25 protein-coding genes, 1 pseudogene and 1 riboswitch are annotated in these 23,815 nt (G+C 63.4%); of the genes and pseudogenes, 10 read left to right on the top strand and 16 right to left on the bottom strand.

Annotated elements, in window-relative coordinates; genetic code table 11:
• Nucleotides 1-2: 2 nt before the first annotated feature.
• The gene (ppa, locus tag ACMGF5_RS11760; RefSeq protein WP_003255365.1) at nucleotides 3-530 is read left to right on the top strand and encodes an inorganic diphosphatase; all 528 of its coding nucleotides are present in this window, start codon (nucleotides 3-5) and stop codon (nucleotides 528-530) included.
• A gap of 175 nt (nucleotides 531-705) precedes the next feature.
• Nucleotides 706-1,407 (top strand): LexA family transcriptional regulator, encoded by a 702-nt coding sequence (locus tag ACMGF5_RS11755; RefSeq protein ID WP_414157802.1) that lies wholly within the window; start codon nucleotides 706-708, stop codon nucleotides 1,405-1,407.
• Nucleotides 1,408-1,645: 238 nt separating this feature from the next.
• On the opposite strand, the gene ACMGF5_RS11750 is transcribed toward ACMGF5_RS11755, so the two are convergent.
• The 4 genes from ACMGF5_RS11750 to ACMGF5_RS11735 form a co-directional block, all read right to left on the bottom strand.
• On the bottom strand, nucleotides 1,646-1,909 hold the full coding sequence (locus ACMGF5_RS11750; RefSeq protein ID WP_046785111.1) for a DUF3077 domain-containing protein: 264 nt from the start codon (nucleotides 1,907-1,909) through the stop codon (nucleotides 1,646-1,648).
• Between the two features lie 122 nt (nucleotides 1,910-2,031).
• Nucleotides 2,032-2,274 carry a hypothetical protein gene (locus ACMGF5_RS11745; protein WP_251962053.1) on the bottom strand — a complete coding sequence of 81 codons (243 nt, stop codon included), beginning with the start codon at nucleotides 2,272-2,274 and terminating at the stop codon, nucleotides 2,032-2,034.
• Between the two features lie 589 nt (nucleotides 2,275-2,863).
• Entirely contained in the window at nucleotides 2,864-3,103 is a 240-nt protein-coding gene (locus ACMGF5_RS11740) for a hypothetical protein (RefSeq protein ID WP_115273481.1), read from the bottom strand.
• Between the two features lie 344 nt (nucleotides 3,104-3,447).
• On the bottom strand, nucleotides 3,448-5,622 hold the full coding sequence (locus ACMGF5_RS11735; protein ID WP_414157801.1) for a TonB-dependent siderophore receptor: 2,175 nt from the start codon (nucleotides 5,620-5,622) through the stop codon (nucleotides 3,448-3,450).
• Nucleotides 5,623-5,815: 193 nt separating this feature from the next.
• Between ACMGF5_RS11735 and ACMGF5_RS11730 the strand changes: the two genes are divergently transcribed.
• From ACMGF5_RS11730 to ACMGF5_RS11695, 8 genes are all read left to right on the top strand, one after another.
• Complete coding sequence (locus tag ACMGF5_RS11730; RefSeq protein WP_115273479.1) at nucleotides 5,816-6,508, top strand: response regulator transcription factor; 693 nt, start codon at nucleotides 5,816-5,818, stop codon at nucleotides 6,506-6,508.
• Nucleotides 6,508-7,854 carry a histidine kinase sensor domain-containing protein gene (locus ACMGF5_RS11725; RefSeq protein ID WP_414157800.1) on the top strand — a complete coding sequence of 449 codons (1,347 nt, stop codon included), beginning with the start codon at nucleotides 6,508-6,510 and terminating at the stop codon, nucleotides 7,852-7,854. Before ACMGF5_RS11730 ends, ACMGF5_RS11725 begins: the two co-directional genes overlap by 1 nt.
• Before the next feature lie 82 nt (nucleotides 7,855-7,936).
• Nucleotides 7,937-8,827, top strand: coding sequence for an alpha/beta hydrolase (locus tag ACMGF5_RS11720; RefSeq protein ID WP_414157799.1), 891 nt, complete (start codon nucleotides 7,937-7,939; stop codon nucleotides 8,825-8,827).
• Between the two features lie 92 nt (nucleotides 8,828-8,919).
• A riboswitch (FMN riboswitch) is annotated at nucleotides 8,920-9,061 on the top strand.
• A gap of 80 nt (nucleotides 9,062-9,141) precedes the next feature.
• Nucleotides 9,142-9,792, top strand: coding sequence for a 3,4-dihydroxy-2-butanone-4-phosphate synthase (gene ribB, locus ACMGF5_RS11715; RefSeq protein WP_115273475.1), 651 nt, complete (start codon nucleotides 9,142-9,144; stop codon nucleotides 9,790-9,792).
• Nucleotides 9,793-9,969: 177 nt separating this feature from the next.
• Nucleotides 9,970-10,212 carry an exodeoxyribonuclease VII small subunit gene (locus ACMGF5_RS11710; protein WP_008092375.1) on the top strand — a complete coding sequence of 81 codons (243 nt, stop codon included), beginning with the start codon at nucleotides 9,970-9,972 and terminating at the stop codon, nucleotides 10,210-10,212.
• Nucleotides 10,209-11,096, top strand: a complete 888-nt coding sequence (gene ispA / locus ACMGF5_RS11705; protein ID WP_115273474.1) for a (2E,6E)-farnesyl diphosphate synthase — start codon at nucleotides 10,209-10,211, stop codon at nucleotides 11,094-11,096. The genes ACMGF5_RS11710 and ispA overlap by 4 nt, the downstream gene beginning before the upstream one ends.
• Before the next feature lie 111 nt (nucleotides 11,097-11,207).
• Nucleotides 11,208-13,103: a 1-deoxy-D-xylulose-5-phosphate synthase gene (gene dxs / locus ACMGF5_RS11700; RefSeq protein ID WP_119688196.1), complete on the top strand. Its 1,896-nt coding sequence runs from the start codon at nucleotides 11,208-11,210 to the stop codon at nucleotides 13,101-13,103.
• Nucleotides 13,104-13,225: 122 nt separating this feature from the next.
• Nucleotides 13,226-15,097: a TonB-dependent receptor domain-containing protein gene (locus ACMGF5_RS11695; RefSeq protein ID WP_414157798.1), complete on the top strand. Its 1,872-nt coding sequence runs from the start codon at nucleotides 13,226-13,228 to the stop codon at nucleotides 15,095-15,097.
• On the opposite strand, the gene ACMGF5_RS11690 is transcribed toward ACMGF5_RS11695, so the two are convergent.
• The 12 genes and pseudogenes from ACMGF5_RS11690 to nrdR all read right to left on the bottom strand — a co-directional run bounded on the left by ACMGF5_RS11690 (nucleotide 15,075) and on the right by nrdR (nucleotide 23,772).
• Complete coding sequence (locus ACMGF5_RS11690) at nucleotides 15,075-15,887, bottom strand: cobalamin-binding protein (RefSeq protein ID WP_115273471.1); 813 nt, start codon at nucleotides 15,885-15,887, stop codon at nucleotides 15,075-15,077. The genes ACMGF5_RS11695 and ACMGF5_RS11690 overlap by 23 nt on opposite strands.
• Complete coding sequence (locus ACMGF5_RS11685) at nucleotides 15,887-16,306, bottom strand: hypothetical protein (protein WP_046785101.1); 420 nt, start codon at nucleotides 16,304-16,306, stop codon at nucleotides 15,887-15,889. The genes ACMGF5_RS11690 and ACMGF5_RS11685 overlap by 1 nt, the downstream gene beginning before the upstream one ends.
• Nucleotides 16,303-16,920 (bottom strand): GTP cyclohydrolase II, encoded by a 618-nt coding sequence (gene ribA, locus ACMGF5_RS11680; protein WP_012312515.1) that lies wholly within the window; start codon nucleotides 16,918-16,920, stop codon nucleotides 16,303-16,305. Before ribA ends, ACMGF5_RS11685 begins: the two co-directional genes overlap by 4 nt.
• Before the next feature lie 134 nt (nucleotides 16,921-17,054).
• A complete protein-coding gene (locus ACMGF5_RS11675; protein WP_119688194.1) occupies nucleotides 17,055-17,798 on the bottom strand; it encodes a substrate-binding periplasmic protein in 744 nt (247 codons plus the stop codon).
• A gap of 16 nt (nucleotides 17,799-17,814) precedes the next feature.
• Complete coding sequence (locus ACMGF5_RS11670; RefSeq protein WP_046785099.1) at nucleotides 17,815-18,318, bottom strand: phosphatidylglycerophosphatase A; 504 nt, start codon at nucleotides 18,316-18,318, stop codon at nucleotides 17,815-17,817.
• The gene (thiL, locus tag ACMGF5_RS11665; protein WP_115273468.1) at nucleotides 18,315-19,274 is read right to left on the bottom strand and encodes a thiamine-phosphate kinase; all 960 of its coding nucleotides are present in this window, start codon (nucleotides 19,272-19,274) and stop codon (nucleotides 18,315-18,317) included. The genes ACMGF5_RS11670 and thiL overlap by 4 nt, the downstream gene beginning before the upstream one ends.
• Nucleotides 19,275-19,292: 18 nt before the next feature.
• Nucleotides 19,293-19,793 (bottom strand): transcription antitermination factor NusB, encoded by a 501-nt coding sequence (nusB, locus tag ACMGF5_RS11660; RefSeq protein ID WP_012312511.1) that lies wholly within the window; start codon nucleotides 19,791-19,793, stop codon nucleotides 19,293-19,295.
• Nucleotides 19,790-20,266 carry a 6,7-dimethyl-8-ribityllumazine synthase gene (gene ribE / locus ACMGF5_RS11655; RefSeq protein WP_043210219.1) on the bottom strand — a complete coding sequence of 159 codons (477 nt, stop codon included), beginning with the start codon at nucleotides 20,264-20,266 and terminating at the stop codon, nucleotides 19,790-19,792. The genes nusB and ribE overlap by 4 nt, the downstream gene beginning before the upstream one ends.
• Nucleotides 20,267-20,357: 91 nt before the next feature.
• Nucleotides 20,358-21,449, bottom strand: a complete 1,092-nt coding sequence (ribBA, locus tag ACMGF5_RS11650) for a bifunctional 3,4-dihydroxy-2-butanone-4-phosphate synthase/GTP cyclohydrolase II (RefSeq protein WP_046785097.1) — start codon at nucleotides 21,447-21,449, stop codon at nucleotides 20,358-20,360.
• Between the two features lie 18 nt (nucleotides 21,450-21,467).
• Nucleotides 21,468-22,133, bottom strand: a complete 666-nt coding sequence (locus tag ACMGF5_RS11645) for a riboflavin synthase (RefSeq protein WP_046785096.1) — start codon at nucleotides 22,131-22,133, stop codon at nucleotides 21,468-21,470.
• A 42-nt stretch (nucleotides 22,134-22,175) separates the two neighbouring features.
• Nucleotides 22,176-23,305: pseudogene (gene ribD, locus ACMGF5_RS11640) on the bottom strand (bifunctional diaminohydroxyphosphoribosylaminopyrimidine deaminase/5-amino-6-(5-phosphoribosylamino)uracil reductase RibD).
• Between the two features lie 2 nt (nucleotides 23,306-23,307).
• Complete coding sequence (nrdR, locus tag ACMGF5_RS11635; protein WP_008092351.1) at nucleotides 23,308-23,772, bottom strand: transcriptional regulator NrdR; 465 nt, start codon at nucleotides 23,770-23,772, stop codon at nucleotides 23,308-23,310.
• Nucleotides 23,773-23,815: the final 43 nt, after the last annotated feature.

Below are 23,815 nucleotides of genomic sequence, written 5' to 3'. Positions count from 1 at the left end.
CAATGAGCTACAGCAAGATTCCGGCTGGCAAAGACCTGCCGAACGACATCTACGTCGCCATCGAGATCCCGGCCAACCACGCGCCGATCAAGTACGAAATCGACAAGGACAGCGACACCCTGTTCGTCGACCGCTTCATGGCTACCCCGATGTTCTACCCGGCCAACTACGGCTTCATCCCCAACACCCTGGCTGACGACGGTGATCCGCTGGACGTGCTGGTGGTTACGCCTTACCCGGTCGCCCCAGGTTCGGTCATCCGCGCCCGCCCGGTCGGCGTTCTGAACATGACCGACGACGGCGGCGGCGACGCCAAGGTCATCGCTGTTCCGCACGACAAGCTGTCGCAGCTGTACGTTGACGTGAAGGAATACACCGACCTGCCAGCACTGCTGATCCAGCAGATCGAGCACTTCTTCGCGAACTACAAAGATCTCGAGAAGGGCAAGTGGGTCAAGATCGAAGGCTGGGAAGGCGCCGACGCCGCCCGCGCCGCGATCACCAAATCGGTCGCTGCCTACAAGGGCTGATACCGGTTGCACCAAGCCCCGCTTCGGCGGGGCTTTTTTGTGCGCGCTGTCCCGCAAACAGTAAAAGATCCTACGTTGTCCTAATCCAACAGCCTACAACACGGCATTTTTCTTACACGTCACGTCAACACCCGGTTCATATCCCTACTGGCACCGCGCCGCTACACTCGGCTGCATGAAAACCTCCGGTGACCGCCTCAAGGCCCTCCTCCACGAGTGTGGCCTGACCCCTTCCGACTTCGCCGCCCAGCGCGGTGTGACGCCCCAGCACGTCAACAACTGGTTCAAACGCGGCGTTCCCCTGGCTCGCCTGGACGAACTGGCCGACCTGTTCTGCGTTCACCGCCGCTGGCTACGCTGTGGCGAAGGCCCCAAACACCCCAGCTCGATCCTGCGCACCTGCACCCTGCCGCCCGCCTCGGACAATTCGCCCACCTCGCTATCGACCCGGGCCACCCGGCTCTTGCAAGTGCCGTTTCAGCAAGTGCACGACGGCAAGCTGGTAACTCTCGACGGCAAATACCTGCAACTCCCGGTTGAAGCGCTGCAGGCCTTAGGCGTGGCAACAGAAAATGTCGTCTGCCTGGCCATGCCAAGCCAAAACATGGCGCCGTGGGTGCCACGCGACGCGATACTGGCCATTGACGTCAGCCAGACCCGGGTCAAGGACGGTGAAACCTATGCCCTGCTGCACAATGGCGCACTCAGGGTGAACAGCCTCAGCCTCGGCCACAAGGGCACCCTGTGCCTGCACAGCCATGACCGGCGCAACTACACCGTGGAACGCTTCACCCCTGCCCAGCGCCAGGCACAGCACTTGAAGATACTCGGCTGGGTTTTCCACTGGTCGCATTTTTCTCAGCAACGCCCCGAATGAAACACCCTGTGCCATTTTTTGCTGGGCATCCTGGGCAGGCCCTTGTATGCTACGCGCCACATTCAGCCCCGACCGGCGCAAGCCGCAGTCCAGAGGGCTCGGCAACGTTTCACACGAACGTTCGCCATCTCTTTCAGGCCCTTGATGGCCACACAGTTAAGGCGGTTGCGGCTTACCATAAATTAGCCGGAAGCGTCCCCGAGAAGCCGGCCACAAGCCGGCTTTTTAATGCCTGCTGTTAATGCATCATGCCCAACTCGGCATCATCCATCAGCGCCTTGGCCATGGCACTGAGGTAATGCGAAGCCCAGATCATCATGGGTTTCTCATCCATCAGGCCAATTATGGTCAGCTCCCGCACATAACCCATCAACTCCGACGCTTGTTCGCGGGCATCCTGGCATGGAATGCCGGCTTCGATGCGGAACAGTGGGTGGCTGTGGTCTTCACCCTGGAAGAAGGTGGTCTTGCCGACAGTGAACTTGGTCGTGTGAGTGGTCATTGCTCAATCTCCTTGAAATTTCCGCTGCCCGGCCTGGCCTCATCGCCGGCAAGCCGGCTCCTACAATGCCCGCAGCGCTGCTGAACCCTGTGGGCCGGCTCAGGCGGCAGATCATTTAAGCCTTAATGCAAGGTCCGAGGGCCTGTGGGCATCTGCACCTGGATCAGCGCCGATTCGAGCAAAACCCGTAGCGCCTCCATTTCATCCAGCGAGGTCATCATCAAGATCGATACCGGGGACTTGGGGTGCAGCAGCAGTGCCTGGTGCACCACGGTCGTGGCGCACAGCGCATAGTCCGCGGCCTGGATCAGGGTGTCTTCAAGGGAATGATTATCATGGGGTGGGTCGGGGACAATTTTAAGCATGATGTAATCTCGTCTGCGTCCTGATGGACCACCACGACATCACTTGCATTTGATGGGTGGCGGCTACGTGCAGGTCTGCAAGACCGGACAGACGAGAACCGGCAGATCCGAAGATCTCCAGCACGCAGCCACCATTGGCCGAAGCTGCCGACACTAGGCACCTCGGATAGCGCTGGGATTCGTCTGCGGGCTTGCAGGCCCGGTCGCTGATTTGGCAACGACGGGGCCAGACTAGGCCGCAGAGAAAAGCAGCACAATGCCGAAAAGGCGGTAGCAAGCTATTTCAGAAATGGACTACAAGCAACGGTAAAAATCTGAATATTTCCTGGGAAATACGTCAGAAATCGTAACGTGCACCAACCATCATGCTGCGCGAAGGCCCATAGAAGTTGAACGTCGAAATCCACCCCACCCGCGACAGGTAATCGCGGTCGAACAGGTTGTTCACGTTGAAGGTGGCCGTCAGCGTCGAGGTCTCCTTGAAATTTCCGCTGCCCGGCCTGGCCTCATCGCCGGCAAGCCGGCTCCTACAATGCCCGCAGCGCTGCTGAGCCCTGTGGGCCGGCTCAGGCGGCAGATCATTTAAGCCTTAATGCAAGGTCCGAGGGCCTGTGGGCATCTGCACCTGGATCAGCGCCGATTCGAGCAAAACCCGTAGCGCCTCCATTTCATCCAGCGAGGTCATCATCAAGATCGATACCGGGGATTTGGGGTGCAGCAGCGCCTGGTGCACCACAGTCGTGGCGCACAGCGCATAGTCCGCGGCCTGGATCAGGGTGTCTTCAAGGGAACGATTATCATGGGGTGGGTCGGGGACAATTTTAAGCATGGCGTAGCCCTCTGTGGATTCACTAGAGCCGCACTCATGACTTGCAGTGTGATGGGTGGCGGCCACGTACGGGTCTGCAAGACCGGACAGAGAACGAAAACCGGCAGGTTCGAAAACCTCCCGTACGCAGCCACCGTCAAGCGTGCTCAATGGCAAACCATTGGCTTTCGGTGATAAGCATGCGTTTTCTGTGCGGGCTTGCAGGCCCGGTCGCTGATTTGGCAACGACGGGCCCAGACTAGGCCGCAGAGAAAAGCAGCACAATGCCGAAAAGGCGGTAGCAAGCTATTTCAGAAATGGACTACAAGCAACGGTAAAAATCTGAATATTTCCTGGGAAATACGTCAGAAATCGTAACGTGCACCAACCATCATGCTGCGCGAAGGCCCATAGAAGTTGAACGTCGAAGTCGACCCCACCCGCGACAGGTAATCGCGGTCGAACAGGTTGTTGACGTTGAAGGTGGCCGTCAGCTTCGAGGTGACCGGGTACGACAGCATCGCATCCACCGTGGCGTAGCCCGGTGCGTCGATGCGCACGCCGCCGCTCTCGGAATGGAAGTTGCTCATCGCCGAGACGCCGCCACCAATGGCCAGCCCGGTCAAAGGCCCTTGGCTGAAGGTGTACTTGCTCCACAGCGACGCCTGGTTGCGCGGCATGATGAAGAAGGTAGTTTCGGCATCACCGTCGAGGGTTTCGGTTTCCATCCAGGTGTAGCCCGCCAGCAGCTCCCAGTTCGGCGTCAGCTTGCCGCTGACTTCCACCTCGGCGCCCTTCACGCGGGTCTTGCCCGATGCCACGGAGAAACCGGTGTCTACGCCATCTTCATCATATTCGGTGCTGGCGCGGTTCTCGTCGGTCAAACGGAATACCGAGACACGCGTATTGAGGTCGCCGCCAAAGTAACTGCTCTTGAGGCCAAACTCATACTGCTCGCCTTCACGCGGTTTGAGTACGCGGCCATTGCTGTCGGTATCTGACTGCGGCTTGAATACCTGCGAATAGCTGGCATACAGCGCATGGTTTTCGGTCAGGTCGTAGACCACGCCACCGTACGGTGTGAACCGTCCATCCACGCGTTTGTTGTCATCGACAGTCGAAGCAGTGCTCAGGGTAGTGGTGTAGAAATCACCGCGATACCAGCTGAAGCGGCCACCAGCAATCAGCGCCAAACGCTCGACCGGGCGCAAGGTGACCTTGGAGTACAGGCCGTACTCTTCCTCCTGCATACCGGTTTCGGTGCTGTAGTTCGGTGACGGCTTGGCGAACTGGGTCGGCGAGTAGCTGTTGACGTTGATGGCCCCCAGGTTGGTGGTGCCGTTGAGGTACTCGGTGTCGTAGTTCTTGTAGTCGGTACCCACCACGAATTCGCTGACCTGGCCGAAGGTTTCGAACGGCTGGCTGTAGCTGGCATCCAGCGAATAGGTATCCTGGGTGAAGTCTCGGGCGCTGGCGCGCTCGGAGTTGGCACCGGTGGTGGCATTGGTCGCAGTGAAGGCATAGAGGTAGTTGGTGTCGCGGTGCGAGCCACGGGCGGCGATACGGCCATAACCACCGTTGTCAAAGCGGTGCGTCAACTCGGCAACCAGGTCGGTGGTCTTGCCGTCGAAGTAGTTCCAGTCAGCGCCAAGGAACTTCGAATGGCTGAAATCCGGGACCTCACCAGACAGCGTTGCCGGGTAGCCGTTGTGCGGGGTGATGTTCTTCACTTCGTGGATCAGGCCGAACGATAGCTGGGTGTCGTCATCAAGGTCGATGTCCAGCGCGCCGTAGTAGCTGTTGCTGGTATTGGCGTTGTAGTCCACTTCACCATTGGTGTCGTCCCGCGATGCAACGAATCGCCCGCGCACCCGGCCTGCATCATCCAGCGGCCCACTCAGGTCGATTTCTTCGTGGTTGGTGTCCCAGGTGCCGTAGCTGGCTTCGACGTGGCCCTGGAAATCGGCGGTTGGGCGCTTGCGCACCATGTTGACGATACCGCCCAGCTCGCTGGTGCTGCTGAACAACCCCGCCGGGCCGCGCATGATCTCCACACGGTCGAATGCCGCCAGCGACGGCACGGTGCCAAAAATACTGGCCATGGGCGCCGGCAGGCCGTCGATGTTGAACTCGCTGTACTCGTAACCACGGGCATAGATCGATGACCGCCCGCTGTCGTTGGTCAGGGTGCGCAGCCCCGCGGTGTACTTGGCCAGGTCATCGAGGTGCACGAACTGGCGGTCTTTGACGTAGTCCTGGGTGTAGACGGTGACCGACTGCGGTATTTCCTTGAGCGACGCTGGGGTCTTGGTGCCCACCGTGGCAGCGTCGACGCTGTAACCGCCGGTTTCTTCCGAAGGCAGCATGTCGTACAGGCGGTTGCCTTCAATGGTCAGCGCCGGCAGGTCGAGCGAGCTGTCCGCAGCAACCTCACTGGCGACCGTTTCGGCCAGTGCCGACAAAGAAAACGGCGCCAACAACCCCAGCATCAGCCAGCCCCGCACCCGTCGGGGGCTTCCCACACCTTTGAAACCGCTCATGACACACCTTCCGCCCAAATGATATTTAATCGCAAACGAAACACGTTGCTTTTTGCGAACGATACCGGACGAAAACTAGGGGTGCAGCAGGATTAACCTTCTTAACACTTAGGCCCGGCACGGGGCGATTGCCCTTCCCCTGCCTGCAATGGGATGATCGCCAACTGATACGAATTCTCATTCAAGACTGCCAATGCCAACCTCACTCCTGCTCGTCGAAGATGACCCACGCCTGCGTGAGGACCTCCAGCGCCACTTCCTCAACCGGGGCTTTGTGGTCAACGCCTGCGCCACCGGCCCTCAGGCGTTGAACGCGGTGCAACACAATGGCTTCGATCTGGTGTTGCTGGACATCATGCTGCCAGGCCTGGACGGCCTCAGCCTGCTCGACGAGTTGCGCCGCCAGCAGGCAGTTCCGGTGATACTGATGTCGGCGCTGGGGGCCGAGCAGGACCGCATCAGTGGCTTTACCCGCGGGGCGGACGATTACCTGCCCAAGCCCTTCAGCCTGGCGGAACTGGACGCGCGGGTCGATGCTCTGATGCGCCGGGTGGCCTTTGACCGCAGGCCGGCGGCACCAACCGAAACCGGCAAGGTAATGCTCGACCAGGACCATCAGGATGTCATTCACCACGGCAAGGCTGCCGGCCTCACTGCCTCTGAGTTTCGCTTGCTGGCCACCTTGAGCGCCCACCCCGGTGAGGCCTTGAGCAAAGCATTCCTCTACCAGACCGTATTGCACCGCGCCTACACCCGCCTGGACCGTGGGCTGGACGTGCATGTGTGCAACCTGCGCCGCAAGCTGGCCGATATCGGTGCCCAGCATGTGCAGATACAGGCAGTACGTGGCCAAGGGTACATCCTGGTCGACACGGAACACCTGTGATGCGCCGCCATCCCCTGCTGTGGAAACTGGCCGCACTGCAAGTCAGCTTCTGCCTGCTGATGACCTGGCTGATCTGGACCTGGGGCCTGTCGGTGGAGCGCAGCACTTATTTTCTGTCCCAGGCCGACCAGGATTATCTGGCGCGCTATGCGCAGCAGGCTGAACAGGCCTGGCAGCAAGGCGGTGCGGCCGGCGCCGAAGCCTTTCGCACAAAGCTGCAGCACGCCGAGAACACCTGGGCGGCATTGATCGGGCCGCACCTGCAAAGCCTCGGCACCGCGCCGCTGAATGTCGACGAGGCCAGCCGCCTGACCTTCATGCGCAAACTCGACTGGCCGATGAGCCGGCGCCTGCAGGATGAGCTGCCCTACGTCAGCATCGAGTTCCCGCAGCATCCAGAACAGGGCCGGCTGGTGTTGCAGCTGCCCGAGCGCCTGCTACCCACTGGCCTGACCCCCTGGACCCACCTCATCACTCACGGCGTTGCACCCACACTGCTGGCGCTGTTACTTGGCCTGGCGATCTACCGGCACCTGGTGGTACCGCTCAACCGCCTGCGCGACCGCGCTGATGCTTTGCGCGCGGACGACCTGGACGGCCCTGGCCTGCCCCTGCAGGATCGCCGCGATGAATTGGGCGAACTGGCGCAGGCCTTCGAACACATGGCCGGGCGCCTGCGCCAAAGCCTGGAGCAGCAACGCCTGCTGCTGCGTACTTTGTCTCACGAACTGCGCACGCCCCTGGCGCGGCTGCGCATCGCCCATGACAGTGATTTGCCCCCCGCCCAGTTGCGCGAGCGCCTGGGCCACGAGGTCAATGACATGCAGAAGCTGCTCGAGGACACGCTGGACCTCGCCTGGATGGACACCGAGCAGCCGCAGTTACGCACCGAACCGGTGCTGATGGTGTCCGTGTGGGAAGCGTTATGCCAGGACGCCTGCTTCGAGAGCGGCTGGGACCGTGCACGGCTGCCCTGCTCGCTCGGCATCGAATGCGTGGTGCAGGCCCATCTGGACAGCCTGGCCCAGGCGCTGGAAAACCTCATGCGCAATGCCATCCGCCATTCGCCTGCCGATGGCCGGGTCAGCCTCGATGGCTGGCGTGAGGGCGACCACTGGCATTTGCGCCTGAGTGACCAGGGCCCCGGCGTGCCTCACGCTGAACTCGAACGCATCTTCAAGCCCTACCAGCGCTTGCCCGACAGCGGCGCAGGTTTCGGCCTGGGGCTGGCCATCGCCCGCCGCGCGGTCGAACTGCAAGGCGGCCGGCTGTGGGCCAGCAATGGTCATCCCGGCCTTTGCCTGCACCTGTTGCTGCCTGTTGCCCAGGAATGTTTAGAAAGTTAATACGCTTTACGCTCAATCAGGACTGATTATCATCTGGGCTCTCCCGCTTTGCGCTCCTTGCAAAGCATCGATGAGGCGCCTGATGAGCAAGATCACCCTGTCCCTGGCATTGGCGTTGGCCCTTGCGGCCCCGCTTGCCCTGGCGCAGCCGCAACGCGAGCAGAAGATGGACACTTCACTGCTGCAGCGCCAGGACCTGGCCTATCGTTTCAGCCACCTCGACCTGGACTCGACCGATGGCCAGCGCCATTACCGCTTGTGGGTCGGCAAGCCAAACCGCCCGGCGCCCGCCGCAGGTTATCCGGTGTTGTGGATGCTCGACGGCAATGCCGCACTCGGTGCTTTGGACAGTGCGCAACTGGGCAAACTCGCAGCGGGCCAGGCACCACTGCTGGTGGCGGTTGGGTATCAGACCGAGCAGCGCATCGAGCGAACCGGGCGTACCTACGACTACACACCGGCAATTGCCGGGCTTGCAGAACAGCGCGATCCGCTGACCCACCTGCCCAGCGGTGGCGTGGATGCATTCCTGGACTTGCTTACCGAGCGCATGCGGCCGATGGTAGCCGGTGTGGCACCCATCGACCCGCAGCGGCAGACGCTGTGGGGGCATTCCTATGGCGGCTTGGCGGTGTTGCACGCGTTGTTCACTCGGCCTGGAGCGTTCAGCGACTATGCGGCGGCCAGCCCGTCGTTGTGGTGGCACGATGGAGCTATCGTTCGGCAAGCGCAGGGGCTACAGCAGCGCTTGGGCAATAACCGACCGACGCTGTTGCTCATGCGCGGTGGCGACGAACCGTCGAGCCCGCGCGCACCGGTGCAAGGCGATGTAGAGCGGCCGACGCGCGAGCTGGCGGCTTACCTGGACAAGGTGCCGGGGTTGCAGGTGCGTTTCGAGCGGTTCGACGGGGTGGGGCATGGGCCCATGCTGCCAGCTTCATTGCAAGAAGTAATTGAGGATATGTCTCGCTAGACCTACGCGTTCCATCAGGCCTGTCACCCCTGATAAGCCTAAGGTCGCAGATCATCGGCTTGTCAGCAGGGTGGCACTGTGCGGTATGCTTGCCCGGTCTTCAGGGCGGGGTGAAAGTCCCCACCGGCGGTAAATCGAAAGATGAGCCCGCGAGCGCCCCGGCCATGCCGGGGGTCAGCAGATCTGGTGCGACTCCAGAGCCGACGGTCATAGTCCGGATGAAAGAAGGCGTCAGGCGAGGGCCATTCGGGCGCCCTTGCGCGCGCATTTTGTTCGCCCCGAGACGTTCATCGATCATTCACGAGGAGCGTTTCATGTCCCCCAAGCATCACCAGCAATTCCCCAATGTGTCCGCTGCCATCGCCGCCTTCCAGGCAGGCCGCCCCGTACTGCTGCTCGACGATGACGACCGCGAGGACGAAGCGGACATCGTTGCCGCCGCCGAAAACCTGTCGTTGCAGACCATGGCCATGATGATTCGCGATTGCAGCGGCATCGTCTGCCTGTGCCTGGACGAAGCCACCGTCGACGCCCTGCAACTGGCACCGATGGTGGCGAACAACCAGGCGCGCCATGGCACCGGCTTCACCGTGACCATCGAAGCGGCAGAAGGAGTGAGCACCGGCGTTAGCGCCCAGGACCGCATCACCACCATCGAAGCAGCGCTGCGCTCGACGGCGCAGCAACGGCATATCGTCAGCCCCGGCCACGTGTTCCCGCTGCGGGCGCGTGATGGTGGGGTGCTGACCCGTCGCGGCCATACCGAAGGCTCGGTGGACCTGGCTCGCCTGGCAGGCCTGCGCCCGGCAGCGGTGCTGTGCGAGCTGATGAACCCCGACGGCAGCATGGCCCGCGGCGAGCAAGTGGCGGTGTATGCCCGCCAGTACAATCTGCCGGTGCTGACCATTGCCGAGCTGGCACGCTGCCGCGAGGCAATGGTGGAGCTGGAAGCTGTGCCAGCCTGATTGATCGACGGGGCCGCTTTGCGGCCCAATCGCCGGCAAGCCGGCTCCAACAGGTTCAGCACAGCCTTCTGGCATTGTGCTGTACCTGTGGGCCGGAAAAACCACCCTCAAGTTTGCTCCCCCCGCCCCGCTCTGCTAGTGTCGCGCCGTTCTGAACAGCCACCGAGACCCGTCGCCATGGCCCGCAAAAAAGCCTCCATCGATTTCGAGCAATCCCTCGCCGACCTGCAAGCCCTGGTCGAACGCCTGGAGAACGGCGAGTTGTCGCTGGAAGACTCGCTGGCCGCCTTCGAGCAAGGTATCGCCCTGACCCGCGATTGCCAGGGCGCCCTGGCCCAGGCCGAGCAAAAAGTACAGATACTGCTGGAACGCGACGGCGAGCTCGCCGCTCAGCCCTTCGATGCGGAGCCAGAGGCATGATCGGCGCCTACCAGGCCAGCAGCCAGGCGCGCGTCGATGCGGCCCTTGAACCCCTGTTCATTGCGCCCACCAAGGAGCTTGAGCGGCTGTACACCGCCATGCGCTACAGCGTGATGAACGGCGGCAAGCGCGTGCGCCCGCTGCTCGCCTATGCGGCTTGCCAAGCGCTGGGCGCACCGGCCGAGCAGGCCAACGGCGCCGCCTGCGCGGTGGAGCTGATCCATGCTTATTCGCTGGTGCATGACGACCTGCCGGCCATGGACGATGACGACCTGCGCCGTGGCCAGCCGACCACCCATAAAGCCTTCGATGAAGCCTGTGCGATCCTCGCAGGCGACGGCCTGCAGAGCCTGGCCTTCAGCGCCCTGCTCGACCCCCGGCTGAGCCCGCAGCCCGACGCCATCCGCCTGGCCATGGTCCAGGCCCTGGCCAAAGCTGCAGGCCCTGCCGGCATGGTCGGAGGCCAGGCCATCGACCTTGGCTCGGTCGGCGTGAAGCTGGACCAGCAGGCCCTGGAGTTCATGCACAGGCACAAGACCGGCGCGCTGATCGAAGCCAGCGTGCGCCTTGGCGCCCTGGCCAGCGGCCGCGCCGAGCAGGCGCAGCTGGACGCCCTGCAGACTTATGCACAGGCCATTGGCCTGGCATTCCAGGTGCAGGACGACATCCTCGACGTGGAAAGCGACACCGCCACCCTCGGCAAGCGCCAAGGTGCCGACATCGCCCGTGACAAACCGACCTACCCGGCCCTGCTTGGCCTGGAAGCGGCCAAGGCCTACGCGATCGAACTGCGCGACCAGGCGCTGGTCGCACTTGAAGGGTTTGGTGAAAACGCAGAACCTCTGCGGGCGCTGGCGCGCTACATCGTCGAACGCCGCCATTAAGAAGCACTGGTTCCAAACCCGCACACAGGGGGCTGCAACCTCTGGTCGAATGGGCACTTTTCCCACAATGGGGTAAACTGCCGCGTCTTAACATCTATAACGACTCGCCTGATGCCCACGACGTTTCAAGAGATCCCCCGCGAACGCCCGGTCACGCCGTTGCTCGACCGCGCTGACACGCCTGCCGGCCTGCGCCGGCTGGCCGAAGCCGACCTTGAGCACCTGGCCGACGAGCTGCGCCAGGAGCTGCTCTACACCGTGGGTCAGACCGGTGGGCATTTTGGCGCCGGCCTGGGCGTGATCGAACTGACGATCGCCCTGCACTACGTCTTCGACACCCCGGACGACCGGCTGGTGTGGGACGTCGGCCATCAAGCCTACCCGCACAAGATCCTCACCGGCCGGCGCAACCGCATGCTGAGCCTGCGCCAGAAGGACGGGATCGCCGCCTTCCCGCGCCGCAGCGAGAGTGAGTACGACACCTTTGGCGTCGGCCACTCCAGCACCTCGATCAGCGCCGCACTGGGCATGGCCATTGCCGCCCGCCTGCAGAACAGCGCGCGCAAGTCGATTGCAGTGATCGGTGACGGTGCCCTGACAGCCGGTATGGCGTTCGAGGCGTTGAACCACGCCCAGGAAGTCAACGCCGACATGCTGGTCATTCTCAACGACAACGACATGTCGATCTCGCGCAACGTTGGCGGGCTGTCCAATTACCTGGCCAAGATTCTTTCCAGCCGCACCTACGCAAGCATGCGCGAGGGCAGCAAGAAGGTGCTGTCGCGCCTGCCAGGTGCCTGGGAGATTGCCCGCCGCACCGAGGAATACGCCAAGGGCATGCTGGTACCCGGCACCCTGTTCGAAGAGCTGGGCTGGAACTACATCGGTCCGATCGATGGCCACGACCTGCCGACCATGATCGCCACCCTGCGCAACATGCGTGACCTCAAAGGCCCGCAGTTCCTGCACGTGGTGACCAAGAAGGGCAAAGGCTTCGCGCCGGCCGAGATCGACCCGATCGGCTACCACGCCATCACCAAACTCGAGCCTGCCGACAAGCCGGCCGCGCCGAAGAAGGCCAGCGGGCCGAAGTACTCTGCGGTATTCGGCCAGTGGCTGTGCGACATGGCCGCTGCCGACAACCGCCTGGTGGGCATCACCCCGGCAATGAAGGAAGGCTCCGACCTGGTTGCCTTCAGTGAGCGTTACCCCGAGCGCTACTTCGATGTGGCCATCGCCGAGCAGCATGCCGTGACGCTAGCGGCGGGCATGGCCTGCGAAGGCAGCAAGCCGGTGGTCGCGATCTACTCGACCTTCCTGCAGCGCGCCTACGACCAGCTGATCCACGACGTGGCGGTACAGAACCTCGACGTCCTGTTCGCCATTGACCGGGCAGGCCTGGTCGGCGAAGACGGCCCGACCCACGCGGGCAGCTACGACCTGTCGTACCTGCGCTGCATCCCGGGCATGCTGGTGATGACGCCCAGCGACGAGAACGAACTGCGCAAGATGCTCAGCACCGGCCACCTGTACAACGGCCCGGCAGCGGTACGATACCCACGCGGCACCGGCCCCAACGCGCCGATCAGTGGCGACCTGGAACCGCTGGAAATCGGCAAGGGCGTCATCCGTCGTCAGGGCGAAAAGGTCGCTTTGCTGGTGTTTGGCGTGCAGTTGGCCGAAGCCCTGCAGGTTGCCGAGAAAATCAACGCCACCGTGGTCGACATGCGTTTCGTCAAGCCGCTGGACGAGGCACTGGTGCTGGAGCTGGCAGGCAGTCATGAGCTGCTGGTGACCCTCGAAGAGAACGCCATCATGGGCGGTGCGGGGGCTGCGGTGGGTGAGTTTTTGGCCAGCCAGGCCGTGATCAAGCCGCTGCTGCACCTGGGCCTGCCGGATATCTATGTCGAGCACGCCAAGCCTGCGCAGATGCTGGCTGAATGTGGGCTGGATGCGGCCGGCATCGAAGCTTCGGTGAAGGCCCGCATGGCCAGGCTCGGCCTGTAATCCCTGGGGCCGCCTTGCGGCCCATCGCGACACAAGGCCGCTCCTACACAGGACCGCGGAATCCTGTAGGAGCGGCCTTGTGTCGCGATCGAGGGCGCAGCCCTCGCAAACTGGTACTGCCCATGAAAACCTCAACCTTCGCCACCCTGCTCTGCCTGCCCCTGCCGCTTCTGGCCGCCGAACGCGACGACGCCCTGAAGCTCACCGACGTGCTGATCAGCGCCAACCGCCAGGTCGAATCACGCACCGCCACCAGCGCCGCCAACACCGTTTTCACCCGCAACGACATCGACCGCCTGCAACCGACCAGCGTCACCGACCTGCTCGCCCGCGCGCCAGGCGTGCAAGTCGCGCCCACCGGTGGCCGCGGTAGCCTGTCGGGTATCTTCATCCGCGGCACCAAGGCCGCGCAGAGCCTGGTACTGGTCGACGGTGTGCGCATCGCCAACGCCACCTCGGGCGACAGCGGCCTGCAGTTTCTCGACGTCGACCAGATCGAGCGTGTCGAAGTGCTGCGCGGCTCACGCTCGGCGATCTACGGCAGCGATGCCATCGGCGGTGTCATTCAGATCTTCACCCGTCGCAGCAACGGCACGGGCCTGCAGCCGCGCCTGCGCATGGCGGCAGGCAGCAACCAGACCTGGCAACGCAGCCTGGGCCTGTCCGGAGGCGAGGGCGCGACCCGCTTCAACCTGGGCGCCAGCCTGGACGAAACAGCAGGCATCGACTCGACCGGCCCGTCCTTCGCCAGCGACGGCGATCATGATGCCTACCGCAACAAGTCGTTCAACCTGAGCCTGAGCCACACCTTTGGCGAACGTTTCGAAGCCGGCCTGAACCTGCTCGACAGCCAAGGGCGCAGCGAGTACGACAATCCGTTCGGTGGCTTCGACCCGGTCACCTTCGAAAGCTTCGGGCAAAAGCCCTACACCGACTTCAGCGTCAGCAGCCTGGGTACTTACTTCGATGCACAGCTCAATGACGTGTGGCATTCACGCCTGGAGCTGGGCCATAGCGAAAACCGCGACGACAAGCGCGACAAGCTCAGTGACGAACGCTCGGTGTTCAACACCTATCGCGACCAGGTCACTTGGCAGAACGACCTGGCCCTGAGCGAGCGGCAGAACCTGTTGATCGGCGGCGACTGGTACGAAGACCGCGTGCACGCCAGCACCGATTTCAGCGAAGACAGCCGCTGGAACCGCGCCGCTTTCATCCAGCATCGCTTGCGCGGCGAGCACGTCTCTACCGAACTGGGCGTGCGCCGCGACCAGAACCAGCAGTTTGGCGGCCAGACCACATGGAGCGGTAGCCTGACCGTGCCGCTGAATACGCACAACGATGTGCTGCTGTCCTACAGCGAAGGCTTTCGTGCGCCGACCTTCAACGACTTGTACTACCCGCAGTACAGCAACCCGCAGCTGGACCCGGAGCATTCCAGAAGTTACGAGCTGCAATGGCGCAGCCAGCTCAGCCGCGACAGCCGCCTGGAAACTTCGCTGTACCGTACTGACCTGCGCGATGCGATTATCTTTGGCCAGGACTCGATCCCGCGTAATGTGGCCTCTGCGCGTATCAACGGCGTGGAAATGGCACTGGAGCAACAGTGGGGCCAATGGCGCAGCCAGCTGGGCCTGGCGTTGATCGATCCACGTGATCGTGACAGCGGCCACACCCTCGCCCGCCGCGCAAGGCGCACCTTGAGCCTGGACCTGGACCGTCAATTCGAGCGTTTTACGGTAGGAGGCAGCTGGCAGGCCGTCAGCGCCAGTTACGACGACGAGGCCAACCGCAACCGCCTCGGCGGCTATGGCTTGCTGGGCCTGCGCAGCAGCTGGGCAGCGACCGACGAGCTGAAGCTGGAACTAAAGCTGGATAACCTGCTGGACAAAGGCTACAGCCGTGCGCTGTACAGCTACGATGGCGCCAGCTACGGCTACCGCGAAGAGGGCCGCACGGCCCTGTTCAGCGTCACCTGGACGCCGGCGCTTTAGCTTCGAGCAGCGCACACAAGCGGGCGGTGGCTTCGATCATCTGCCCGCTGGGCCGCTCCAGGCCCTTGTCCGGCACCACCAGCAGACGATCACCGGCCACAGCGCCCAAATCTGGCCAGGCCTTCCAGCTTGCCAACTGCCCCTGGTCGCCAGCCAGAATCACCTGCGGATCGCGCATCAGCACTGATTCCACATTCACTTGCGGTGCCGGCTGGCTCAGGTCGGCAAAGATATTGCGCGCCCCACACACCGCCAAGGCATCACTCACCACCTGTCGCCCACCCAAGGTGTACAGCGGCCGGTCCCAGACCTGATAGAACACCCGTAGCGGCTGTTCACGCCGATAGTGCTGACGCAGTTGCCGCAACCGTTCACGCAGGCCTCCCACATAACGCCGCCCCTGCTGTGCCCGCCCTACACGCACGGCAATGGCCTCGATCTGTTCAAGCAGTTGCTCAAGGTCGTGGGGTTCTGCACTGTAGGTCGCGATACCCAGGCGCGTAAGCTGATCGCGCTGGGCCGGAGCCACACTGCCGGGCCAGAGCAACAGCAGGTCAGGCCTGAGGCTGAGCAGGCGTTCCATGTCCAGTTGCCCCTGGCGCCCTACCGAAGGCAGGTGGCGCAGCGCCGCTGGGCGCTCGCCGCCGTCGAGCACGCCCACCAGCAGGTCATCGGCCTGCAGCTCAAGCATGATTTCGCTCATCGAAGGCGCAAGGCTGACCACGCGCAGAGGCTCGCCAGCCTGGACGGTGCAGGCCAGCAGCGCCAGCAGGCAGAGCAGGCGGCGCATCACCCCAGCTGACGCGGGATGCGGTAGAGGTAAAGCACCACCACTGTGGATAACGCCAAGAGGATTTGCGGCACAGCTTCGAGCCCTACCAGCACCGACAGCGCGGCGACCCAGGCAGGGAAACAGGCGAACAGCATGGCCATGCGCCGCACCCGGGCCAACTCGATCCAGGCAGCCGGCTCTTCAGCCGTGCCAAGCAACTTGGAGGTGGCGATCAAAGCACGCTTGTAGGCGCCGAAACGCGGCAGGCTGAGGAACATGGTTGCCGCACCGGCGATGAACAGCGGCATCGCCAGCACCGGGATCAGCGCATCGCCACCGCCAAAGGCCCAGGCCATCACCGGTAGCGGCACCAGGCCAACCGCCAGGTATTGCCACCAGGCCAGCGCCAGGCGCCGCTTCACCTCGCTGCGGGTCACGCCTGGGGGACCTCACCCTGGTGTTCGTTACCCAGCATGTGGCCAAGCTTGTCGGCCTTGGTCGCCAGGTAGTAACGGTTGTGCGGGTTATGTCCGGTATGCAGCGGCACGCGCTCGGCAACCTTGATGTTCATGTCGGTTAGCGCCTTGACCTTGCGCGGGTTGTTGGTCATCAGGCGCAGCGATTTCACGCCCAGGTGCTCGAGCATCGGCAGGCAGATCGCGTAATCACGCTGGTCGGCAGCGAACCCCAGACGCTCGTTGGCCTCTACAGTGTCGGCACCACCATCCTGCAACTCATAGGCGCGGATCTTGTTCAGCAGGCCGATGCCACGGCCTTCCTGACGCAGGTAAAGCAGCACGCCGCGCCCTTCACGGGCAATGGCCTGCAGGGCGGCTTCCAGTTGCGAGCCGCAGTCGCAACGCTGGCTGAACAGGGCATCGCCAGTCAGGCACTCGGAGTGCAGGCGCCCCAACACCGGCTCACCGTCGGCGATGTCACCCAGGCTGAGCACCACGTGCTCACGGCCGGTGGCTTCGTCGAGGAAACCATGCATGGTGAAAGTCGCGAAGGGGGTCGGGAGTTTAGAGGCGGCAACAAAGACGACGGGCACGTTGTGCTCCTGGATAAGTAGGAAAATTCTCGTGAAGCGATTGTATCAGCAGGTCAGCGCCTGTGCGCTGGCTGAATACCGTGGGTTAAGATCGAAAAGTTCGATGTTCGGTTAGCCTGTGGCAGCCCATGGTGCTATTGAGGCTTGCTGTCGGCAGTAAAGGGATACGGCTGTTTCCAGTGCTGGAAGATAGGCTTCAACTCGCCGCTGCGTACCAGTTCAGCCATGCGTCTGTCGAACAGTTCACGCAGGGCCTTGCCGTGCTCGTTGCGGGCAAAGGCCAGGTACAACGGCAGTTCGGCGACATGGGTTCGCCGGAACCGTTCTGGCTGAGAGGTTTGGCCAAGCACGTAGTCAACTTCGGTCAGCGCATCGATGTAGAAGTCCACGCGATCATGCTCAAGCATTGGCAGGATGCCTTCGCGGCGCTGAATCTCGCGCGACTCCTTTACGTTCGGCAGGTAGCTGCCGTAATCGTAGCCACGCACCCAGGCCAAGCGATACTGACCAACGGTCTCCAGGGTAGGCACCGGTTTGCTGGCAAGCCCCAGCGCATAGATGTGGTCCATGTCGAAGTGCCAACGCGGGTAGAGATTGTCGTCGTTCTCATCCTTGTAGGAACCGACCCAGGCATCGGCCTCGCCGCGTTTGACCAGCCCGACGGCACGGCTGTAAGGAGCACTCTTTGCCACCACCTTGACGCCGGCAGGCTCAAAGACCTTGCGCAAGACATCCCAGGCCACGCCGGTACCATCGGCATTGGTGTAGTCCAGCCACTCTTCACTGACCAGATGGACCTGTTTCGGTACGCCTTCGGCCGCCAGCGCCCCATGGGCAACGCTGAACAAAATTGCCAGCAGCACAGTCCGAATGGCCATCAAAGCGCTCCCTGTCTCAGCCTACCGCCCACACCAGAACCTGCATGCCCAGCCAGGCGAACACGCCGGCCAGGATATCGTCGAGCATGATGCCGACACCGCCATGCACATGGCGATCGATCCAGCGAATCGGCCATGGCTTGAGGATGTCGAAGAAGCGGAACATCAGGAACCCCGCCAGAATCCACTGCCACCCTTGCGGCACAAGCCAGAGGGTGATCCACATGCCGACCATTTCATCCCAGACAATGCCTTCATGGTCGTGCACGCGCAAGTCATTGGCGACTTTACCGCACAGCCAGAAGCCGAACAGCATGGTGATGCCCAGCAGCAGCCAGTAACCCCAATCGGGCAGCATCTGCCACAGCGGGATGAACGGAATGGCCACCATCGAGCCCCAGGTGCCGGGTGCCTTGGGCAGCGTGCCCGAACCGAAGCCGAAAGCGATGAAGTGCCACGGGTTGCGCCAGACCGATGGCGGAACGAACTCCGCAGGCACCTGGTTGGGGTGGTCGGTCACGGTGTCTCCCTAAAGTGTTGATAGCCCCGCTGTACGGGGGTGATGTCCTGGCCCTGGGGGTCACGCAGGGTCACGCCCTGCCCTTGGAGCACTCGGCCGACGACATGTACGCCGGCGTCCGCCAGGGATGAAAGCGCCTCAGGCGGCAGGGTGAACGCCAATACGTAATCGTCGCCACCGGTGAGCGCCGCTTGCACCGCCGCGTCGCGGCCGAGAAAGGCCTCTAGTGCAGGAGACACTGGCACCTGCGCCAGGTTCACCTCAAGGGCGACGCCAGAGGCCTTGGCGATGTGCCCACAATCGGCAAGCAGGCCATCGGAAATGTCCAGCGCCGCCGTCGCCCGCCCGCGCAAGCGCTGGCCCAGGCCGAGTTGAGGCAGCGGCGACCAGTAGTGGGCCAGCAGGGGCTCGGCCTGCTCGGCAGGCGCTTCCCGCTCGCCCAGCACCAACGGTAACGCACCGGCTGCCTTGCCCAGCACGCCCCCCACACACAGCAGGTCACCCGGCCGGGCACCGCTGCGGCGCAGGGCCTGGCCAGCGGGGACGCTGCCCAAAACAGTGACGGTGATGCTCAAGGGGCCGCGAGTGGTGTCGCCACCAATCAGGCTCATGCGGCAACGCTGGGCCATGCGGCTGAGGCCGTCGGCGAAGGCGGCGAGCCAGTCGGGACCGACATCGGGCAGGGTGAGGGCAAGGGTGAAGCCGATGGCATTGGCGCCCATGGCTGCAAGGTCGCTGGCCGCCACGGCCAGTGAGCGCTGCCCCAGCAAGCGCGGGTCACAGACCGTCGGGAAGTGCACCCCGGCAACCAGGGTGTCGGTAGACACCGCCAACTGCTCGCCCGGGGCAAGCTCGAGCAAGGCGCAGTCGTCGCCAATGCCCAGCGCCACGCCCTCACCGCCCTGCGCACAGGGCGCGGCGGCGAAGTAATGGTTGATCAGCTCGAACTCACCCATGGCTCGACAGCGCCAGGATCAGCGCTTGTTCGCCTTGACTTCTGCTTCGCGCAGCGAAGGTGCCAGCTTGTCCAGCACGCCGTTGACGAACTTGTGGCCGTCAGTGGCGCCGAAGACCTTGGCCAGCTCTACGCCTTCGTTGATCACAACGCGATACGGTACATCGACACGCTTGATGAACTCCCAGGTGGACAGGCGCAATACGGCCAGTTCGACCGGGTCGAGCTCTTCCAGGGCGATGTCCATGCACGGTTTCAGCGCGCTGTCGATTTCGCTCTTGATGGCCGGAACCCCATGCAGGATTTCGCGGAAATAGGCGCCATCTACATCGGTAAAATCGTTATCGACCCGGAACTGCGCTTCGATCTCGTTCAGCGAATGCTGAGCCATGTGCCATTGGTACAGGGCCTGGGTCGCGAGCTTGCGGGCTTCGCGGCGCTTGGCGCTCTTCGATGGCTTGCCGGCATCCGCAGGTTTTGGATCGCGCGGGTTGAAACGATCGCTTTCGTCGCTAATCACTTGGCCTCCAACTGCGCCAGCAGGCTGACCATTTCCAGAGCGGACAGGGCAGCTTCAGCACCTTTGTTACCGGCCTTGGTGCCGGAACGCTCGATGGCTTGCTCGATGGAGTCGACGGTCAGGACACCGAAGGCCACCGGCACACCGAACTCCATGGACACCTGGGCCAGGCCCTTGGTGCATTCGCCCGCCACGTATTCGAAGTGCGGGGTACCGCCACGGATCACTGCGCCCAGGGCGACGATCGCGTCGTATTCACCTTGCTGGGCGACTTTCTGAGCCACCAGCGGGATTTCGAACGCACCCGGGGCACGGATGATGGTGATGTCGCTTTCGCTGACACCGTGGCGTACCAGGGCATCAACGGCACCGCTCACCAGGCTTTCTACGACGAAGCTGTTGAAGCGGCCAACCACCAAAGCATAGCGACCTTTGGGGGCAATGAAGGTACCTTCGATGGTCTTCAGGGTCATTCCGATGTTCTCATCTTCAAGAGCGAGGCCGCGCTCTGGCGGCCTCGGGAGGGTTTGGACTCGAGCGTGAGGGCGCAAGCGCCGCCTCAAGTCACTCGGAGGGCACGTATTCTACAACTTCCAGATCGAATCCGGATATCGCATTGAATTTCATCGGCGAACTCATCAGGCGCATCTTGCGCACGCCAAGGTCACGCAGGATCTGCGAACCGGCACCCACAGTGCTGTAGGTGGTCGGTGCCTTGGTCGGTGCATCGCCTGCGCTTTCGCGGATATGTGCCAGCAGCACGTCGCCGTCCAGCGGGTGGCCCAGCAACAGCACCACGCCGCTGCCGGCCTCGGCAACCGCGGCCATGGCGGCGCGAAGGCTCCAGCGGCCAGGCTGCTTGACCAGCAGCAGGTCGCGCAGCGGGTCCATGTTGTGCACACGCACCAGGGTCGGTTCTTCGGCGCAGACCTTGCCCAGGGTCAGGGCCATGTGCACATCGCCTTCCACGGCGTCGCGGTAGGTGACCAGGTTGAACTCACCCAGCTCACTCTCGATCGGCTGCTCGGAAACGCGCTGCACGGTGCGTTCGTGGATCATGCGGTAGTGGATCAGGTCGGCGATGGTGCCGATTTTCAGGCCATGCTCGGCGGCGAACACTTCGAGCTCGGCGCGACGCGACATGGTGCCGTCATCGTTCATCACTTCACAGATCACGCCGCTCGGCTCGAAACCGGCCATGCGCGCCAGGTCGCAGGCGGCCTCAGTGTGGCCGGCGCGTGCCAGGGTACCGCCGGGCTGGGCCATCAGCGGGAAGATGTGGCCCGGGCTTACGATGTCTTCGGCCTTGGCATCCTTGGCGGCTGCGGCCTGCACGGTGCGTGCGCGGTCGGCCGCCGAGATGCCGGTGGTAACACCTTCGGCCGCTTCGATCGACACGGTGAACTTGGTGCCGAAGCCCGAGCCGTTGCGCGGCGCCATCAGCGGCAGCTTGAGCATTTCGCAACGCTCGCGGGTCATCGGCATGCAGATCAGGCCACGGGCGTGCTTGGCCATGAAGTTGATGTGCTCAGGCAGGCAGCACTCGGCCGCCATGATGATGTCGCCTTCGTTTTCACGGTCTTCGTCATCCATCAGGATGACCATTTTGCCCTGGCGGATGTCTTCGACCAGTTCTTCGATGCTGTTGAGCGCCACGCGGCACCCCCTTCTCAATCAGGATTTCAAGAAGCCGTTGGCGGCCAGGAAGCTTTCGGTAATGCCACTGCCCTTGCTCGGTTCGCCAGCCTTGTCGCCCAGCAGCAGGCGCTCCAGGTAACGGGCCAGCAAATCGACCTCAAGGTTGACCCGACGCCCTGCGCGGTAGTCGGCCATGATGGTTTCGGACAGGGTGTGCGGGACAATGGTCAGCTCGAACTCGGCGCCATTGACCTCATTGACCGTCAGGCTGGTGCCGTCGACGGTGATCGAACCCTTGTGGGCAATGTACTTGGCCAGCTCCTTGGGTGCACGCACGCGGAACTGGATGGCGCGAGCGCTATCGCTGCGCGAGATGATTTCGCCGACACCGTCGACGTGGCCGCTGACCAGGTGGCCGCCCAGGCGGGTGGTCGGGGTCAGGGCCTTTTCCAGGTTGACCTTGCTGCCGCTCTTGAGGTCGATGAAAGCGGTGCGCTTGAGGGTCTCGACGCTGACGTCGGCCCAGAAGCCATCGCCCGGCAGTTCGACGGCGGTCAGGCACACGCCGTTGACGGCGATGCTGTCGCCAAGCTTGACGTCACCCAGGTCGAGCTTGCCGGTCTCGACGTAGACGCGCACGTCACCGCCCTTGGGGGTCAGGCTGCGGATGGTGCCGATGGATTCGATGATGCCGGTGAACATGGGGACTTCCTCAAAAACGGGTTGCGCAGGGCAAGCCCGGCATTATACGCCGGGCGCCGGCAGAGGGATGGCCGTGACCCGCCAGTCATCGCCCACTGCACGCATTTCGGTGATTTTCAGCCGTGGCGCTTCGCTCATCTTCGACAGCGGCCAGTCCAGCAACGGACGGGCCTGGGAGCCAAGGAAGGTGCCGGCGACGAACAGCTGGTACTCGTCGATCAGGCCCAATTGGGCAAAAGCGCCGACCAGGCCTGCGCCAGCTTCCAGCAGGATGTCGTTGACGCCACGCGCTGCAAGTGCCTGCATCAAGGCGAGCAGATCGACCTGGCCATTGCTGCCCGGCAGGCTGAGCAGCTCGTGGCCAGCCTGGGCGTACCGCGGGTCGCTCCCCATGGCGGTTACCACCAGGGCCGGGCCAGCCTGGAAGAACGGCGCGTCCAGTGGCAGGCGCAGGCGGCCATCGATCAGCACGCGCAGGGGGGGCGGCTCAGCGCCAGCGCGGTGGTGTCGGGGTCCAGGCCCAGCTCGGCACCGCGCACGGTCATCCGTGCGTTGTCGGCCAATACGCTGGCGGCGCTGGTCAGTACCACGCTGGCACGGGCACGCAGGCGCTGCACCGCAGAGCGGGCGGCAGGGCCGGTGATCCATTGGCTTTCGCCGCTGGCCATGGCGGTACGGCCATCCAGGCTCATGGCCAGCTTGGCCCGCACGAACGGCAAGCCGTGCTCCATGCGCTTCAGGAAACCGGGGTTCAGGGCGCGGGCCTGGGCATGGAGCACACCACTGGCGACTTCGATGCCTGCTTCGGCCAGGCGGCGCAGGCCCTGCCCGGCGACCTGCGGGTTGGGGTCCTGCATGGCTGCCACCACCCGCGCCACACCAGCCTGTACCAGCGCTTCGGCGCACGGTGGGGTGCGGCCATGGTGGCTGCAAGGCTCGAGCGTCACGTAGGCACAGGCGCCGCGGGCACGCTCACCGGCCTGGCGCAGGGCATGCACTTCGGCATGTGGTTCACCGGCGCGCACATGCCAGCCCTCACCCACCACTTCGCCGTCACGGACGATCACACAACCCACGCGCGGGTTGGGGTGAGTGGTGTAGATACCCTTGCGGGCAAGCTCCAGGGCACGGGCCATGTAATGGGCGTCGAGGATCGCGGTCTGGCTCGGCATGCTCACTCTTTAGCCGGCTCGCGGGCCAGGCGGTCGATTTCTTCGCGGAATTCATCGAGGTCCTGGAAGCGGCGGTACACCGAAGCGAAACGGATGTAGGCCACTTCATCGAGCTTGCGCAGCTCGGCCATCACCAGCTCACCCACCACCAGCGACTTGACCTCGCGCTCACCCGTAGCGCGCAGCCGGCTCTTGATATGTGCCAGGGCCGCCTCGAGGCGTTCGACGCTGACCGGGCGCTTCTCCAGCGCGCGCTGCATGCCGGCACGCAGCTTTTCTTCGTCGAAAGGCTGGCGCGTGCCGTCCTGCTTGATCAGCCGGGGCAAGACCAGCTCGGCGGTTTCGAAGGTGGTGAAACGCTCGCCGCAGGCCACGCATTCGCGACGGCGGCGCACTTGTTCGCCCTCGGCGACCAGGCGCGAGTCGATGACCTTGGTGTCGTTGGCACCGCAAAAGGGACAGTGCATGGTGGCAGGCAACAAAAAAAGGGAGGGCCATGGTAGCGCATCC

Source organism: Pseudomonas sp. BNK-15, assembly GCF_047456105.1.
In the GTDB taxonomy this organism is placed as follows: Bacteria; Pseudomonadota; Gammaproteobacteria; order Pseudomonadales; family Pseudomonadaceae; genus Aquipseudomonas; species Aquipseudomonas putida_E.
Note: the sequence above shows the minus strand (reverse complement) of the source record. Positions and strands in the feature narration are given on the sequence as shown.

Bases quoted from the DNA above. Each gene is read 5' to 3' on its own strand.
- ACMGF5_RS11695 (WP_414157798.1), top strand. From the start codon at position 13,226: ATGAAAACCTCAACCTTCGCCACCCTGCTCTGCCTGCCCCTGCCGCTT.
- ACMGF5_RS11730 (WP_115273479.1), top strand. From the start codon at position 5,816: ATGCCAACCTCACTCCTGCTCGTCGAAGATGACCCACGCCTGCGTGAG.
- ribE (WP_043210219.1), bottom strand. From the start codon at position 20,266: ATGACCCTGAAGACCATCGAAGGTACCTTCATTGCCCCCAAAGGTCGC.
- ACMGF5_RS11735 (WP_414157801.1), bottom strand. From the start codon at position 5,622: ATGAGCGGTTTCAAAGGTGTGGGAAGCCCCCGACGGGTGCGGGGCTGG.
- ppa (WP_003255365.1), top strand. From the start codon at position 3: ATGAGCTACAGCAAGATTCCGGCTGGCAAAGACCTGCCGAACGACATC.
- ACMGF5_RS11750 (WP_046785111.1), bottom strand. From the start codon at position 1,909: ATGACCACTCACACGACCAAGTTCACTGTCGGCAAGACCACCTTCTTC.
- ACMGF5_RS11740 (WP_115273481.1), bottom strand. From the start codon at position 3,103: ATGCTTAAAATTGTCCCCGACCCACCCCATGATAATCGTTCCCTTGAA.
- ACMGF5_RS11645 (WP_046785096.1), bottom strand. From the start codon at position 22,133: ATGTTCACCGGCATCATCGAATCCATCGGCACCATCCGCAGCCTGACC.
- thiL (WP_115273468.1), bottom strand. From the start codon at position 19,274: ATGGGTGAGTTCGAGCTGATCAACCATTACTTCGCCGCCGCGCCCTGT.
- ACMGF5_RS11720 (WP_414157799.1), top strand. From the start codon at position 7,937: ATGAGCAAGATCACCCTGTCCCTGGCATTGGCGTTGGCCCTTGCGGCC.
- ACMGF5_RS11690 (WP_115273471.1), bottom strand. From the start codon at position 15,887: ATGCGCCGCCTGCTCTGCCTGCTGGCGCTGCTGGCCTGCACCGTCCAG.
- ACMGF5_RS11675 (WP_119688194.1), bottom strand. From the start codon at position 17,798: ATGGCCATTCGGACTGTGCTGCTGGCAATTTTGTTCAGCGTTGCCCAT.
- ispA (WP_115273474.1), top strand. From the start codon at position 10,209: ATGATCGGCGCCTACCAGGCCAGCAGCCAGGCGCGCGTCGATGCGGCC.
- ACMGF5_RS11745 (WP_251962053.1), bottom strand. From the start codon at position 2,274: ATGCTTAAAATTGTCCCCGACCCACCCCATGATAATCATTCCCTTGAA.
- ACMGF5_RS11755 (WP_414157802.1), top strand. From the start codon at position 706: ATGAAAACCTCCGGTGACCGCCTCAAGGCCCTCCTCCACGAGTGTGGC.
- nrdR (WP_008092351.1), bottom strand. From the start codon at position 23,772: ATGCACTGTCCCTTTTGCGGTGCCAACGACACCAAGGTCATCGACTCG.
- ACMGF5_RS11725 (WP_414157800.1), top strand. From the start codon at position 6,508: ATGCGCCGCCATCCCCTGCTGTGGAAACTGGCCGCACTGCAAGTCAGC.
- dxs (WP_119688196.1), top strand. From the start codon at position 11,208: ATGCCCACGACGTTTCAAGAGATCCCCCGCGAACGCCCGGTCACGCCG.
- ribB (WP_115273475.1), top strand. From the start codon at position 9,142: ATGTCCCCCAAGCATCACCAGCAATTCCCCAATGTGTCCGCTGCCATC.
- ACMGF5_RS11710 (WP_008092375.1), top strand. From the start codon at position 9,970: ATGGCCCGCAAAAAAGCCTCCATCGATTTCGAGCAATCCCTCGCCGAC.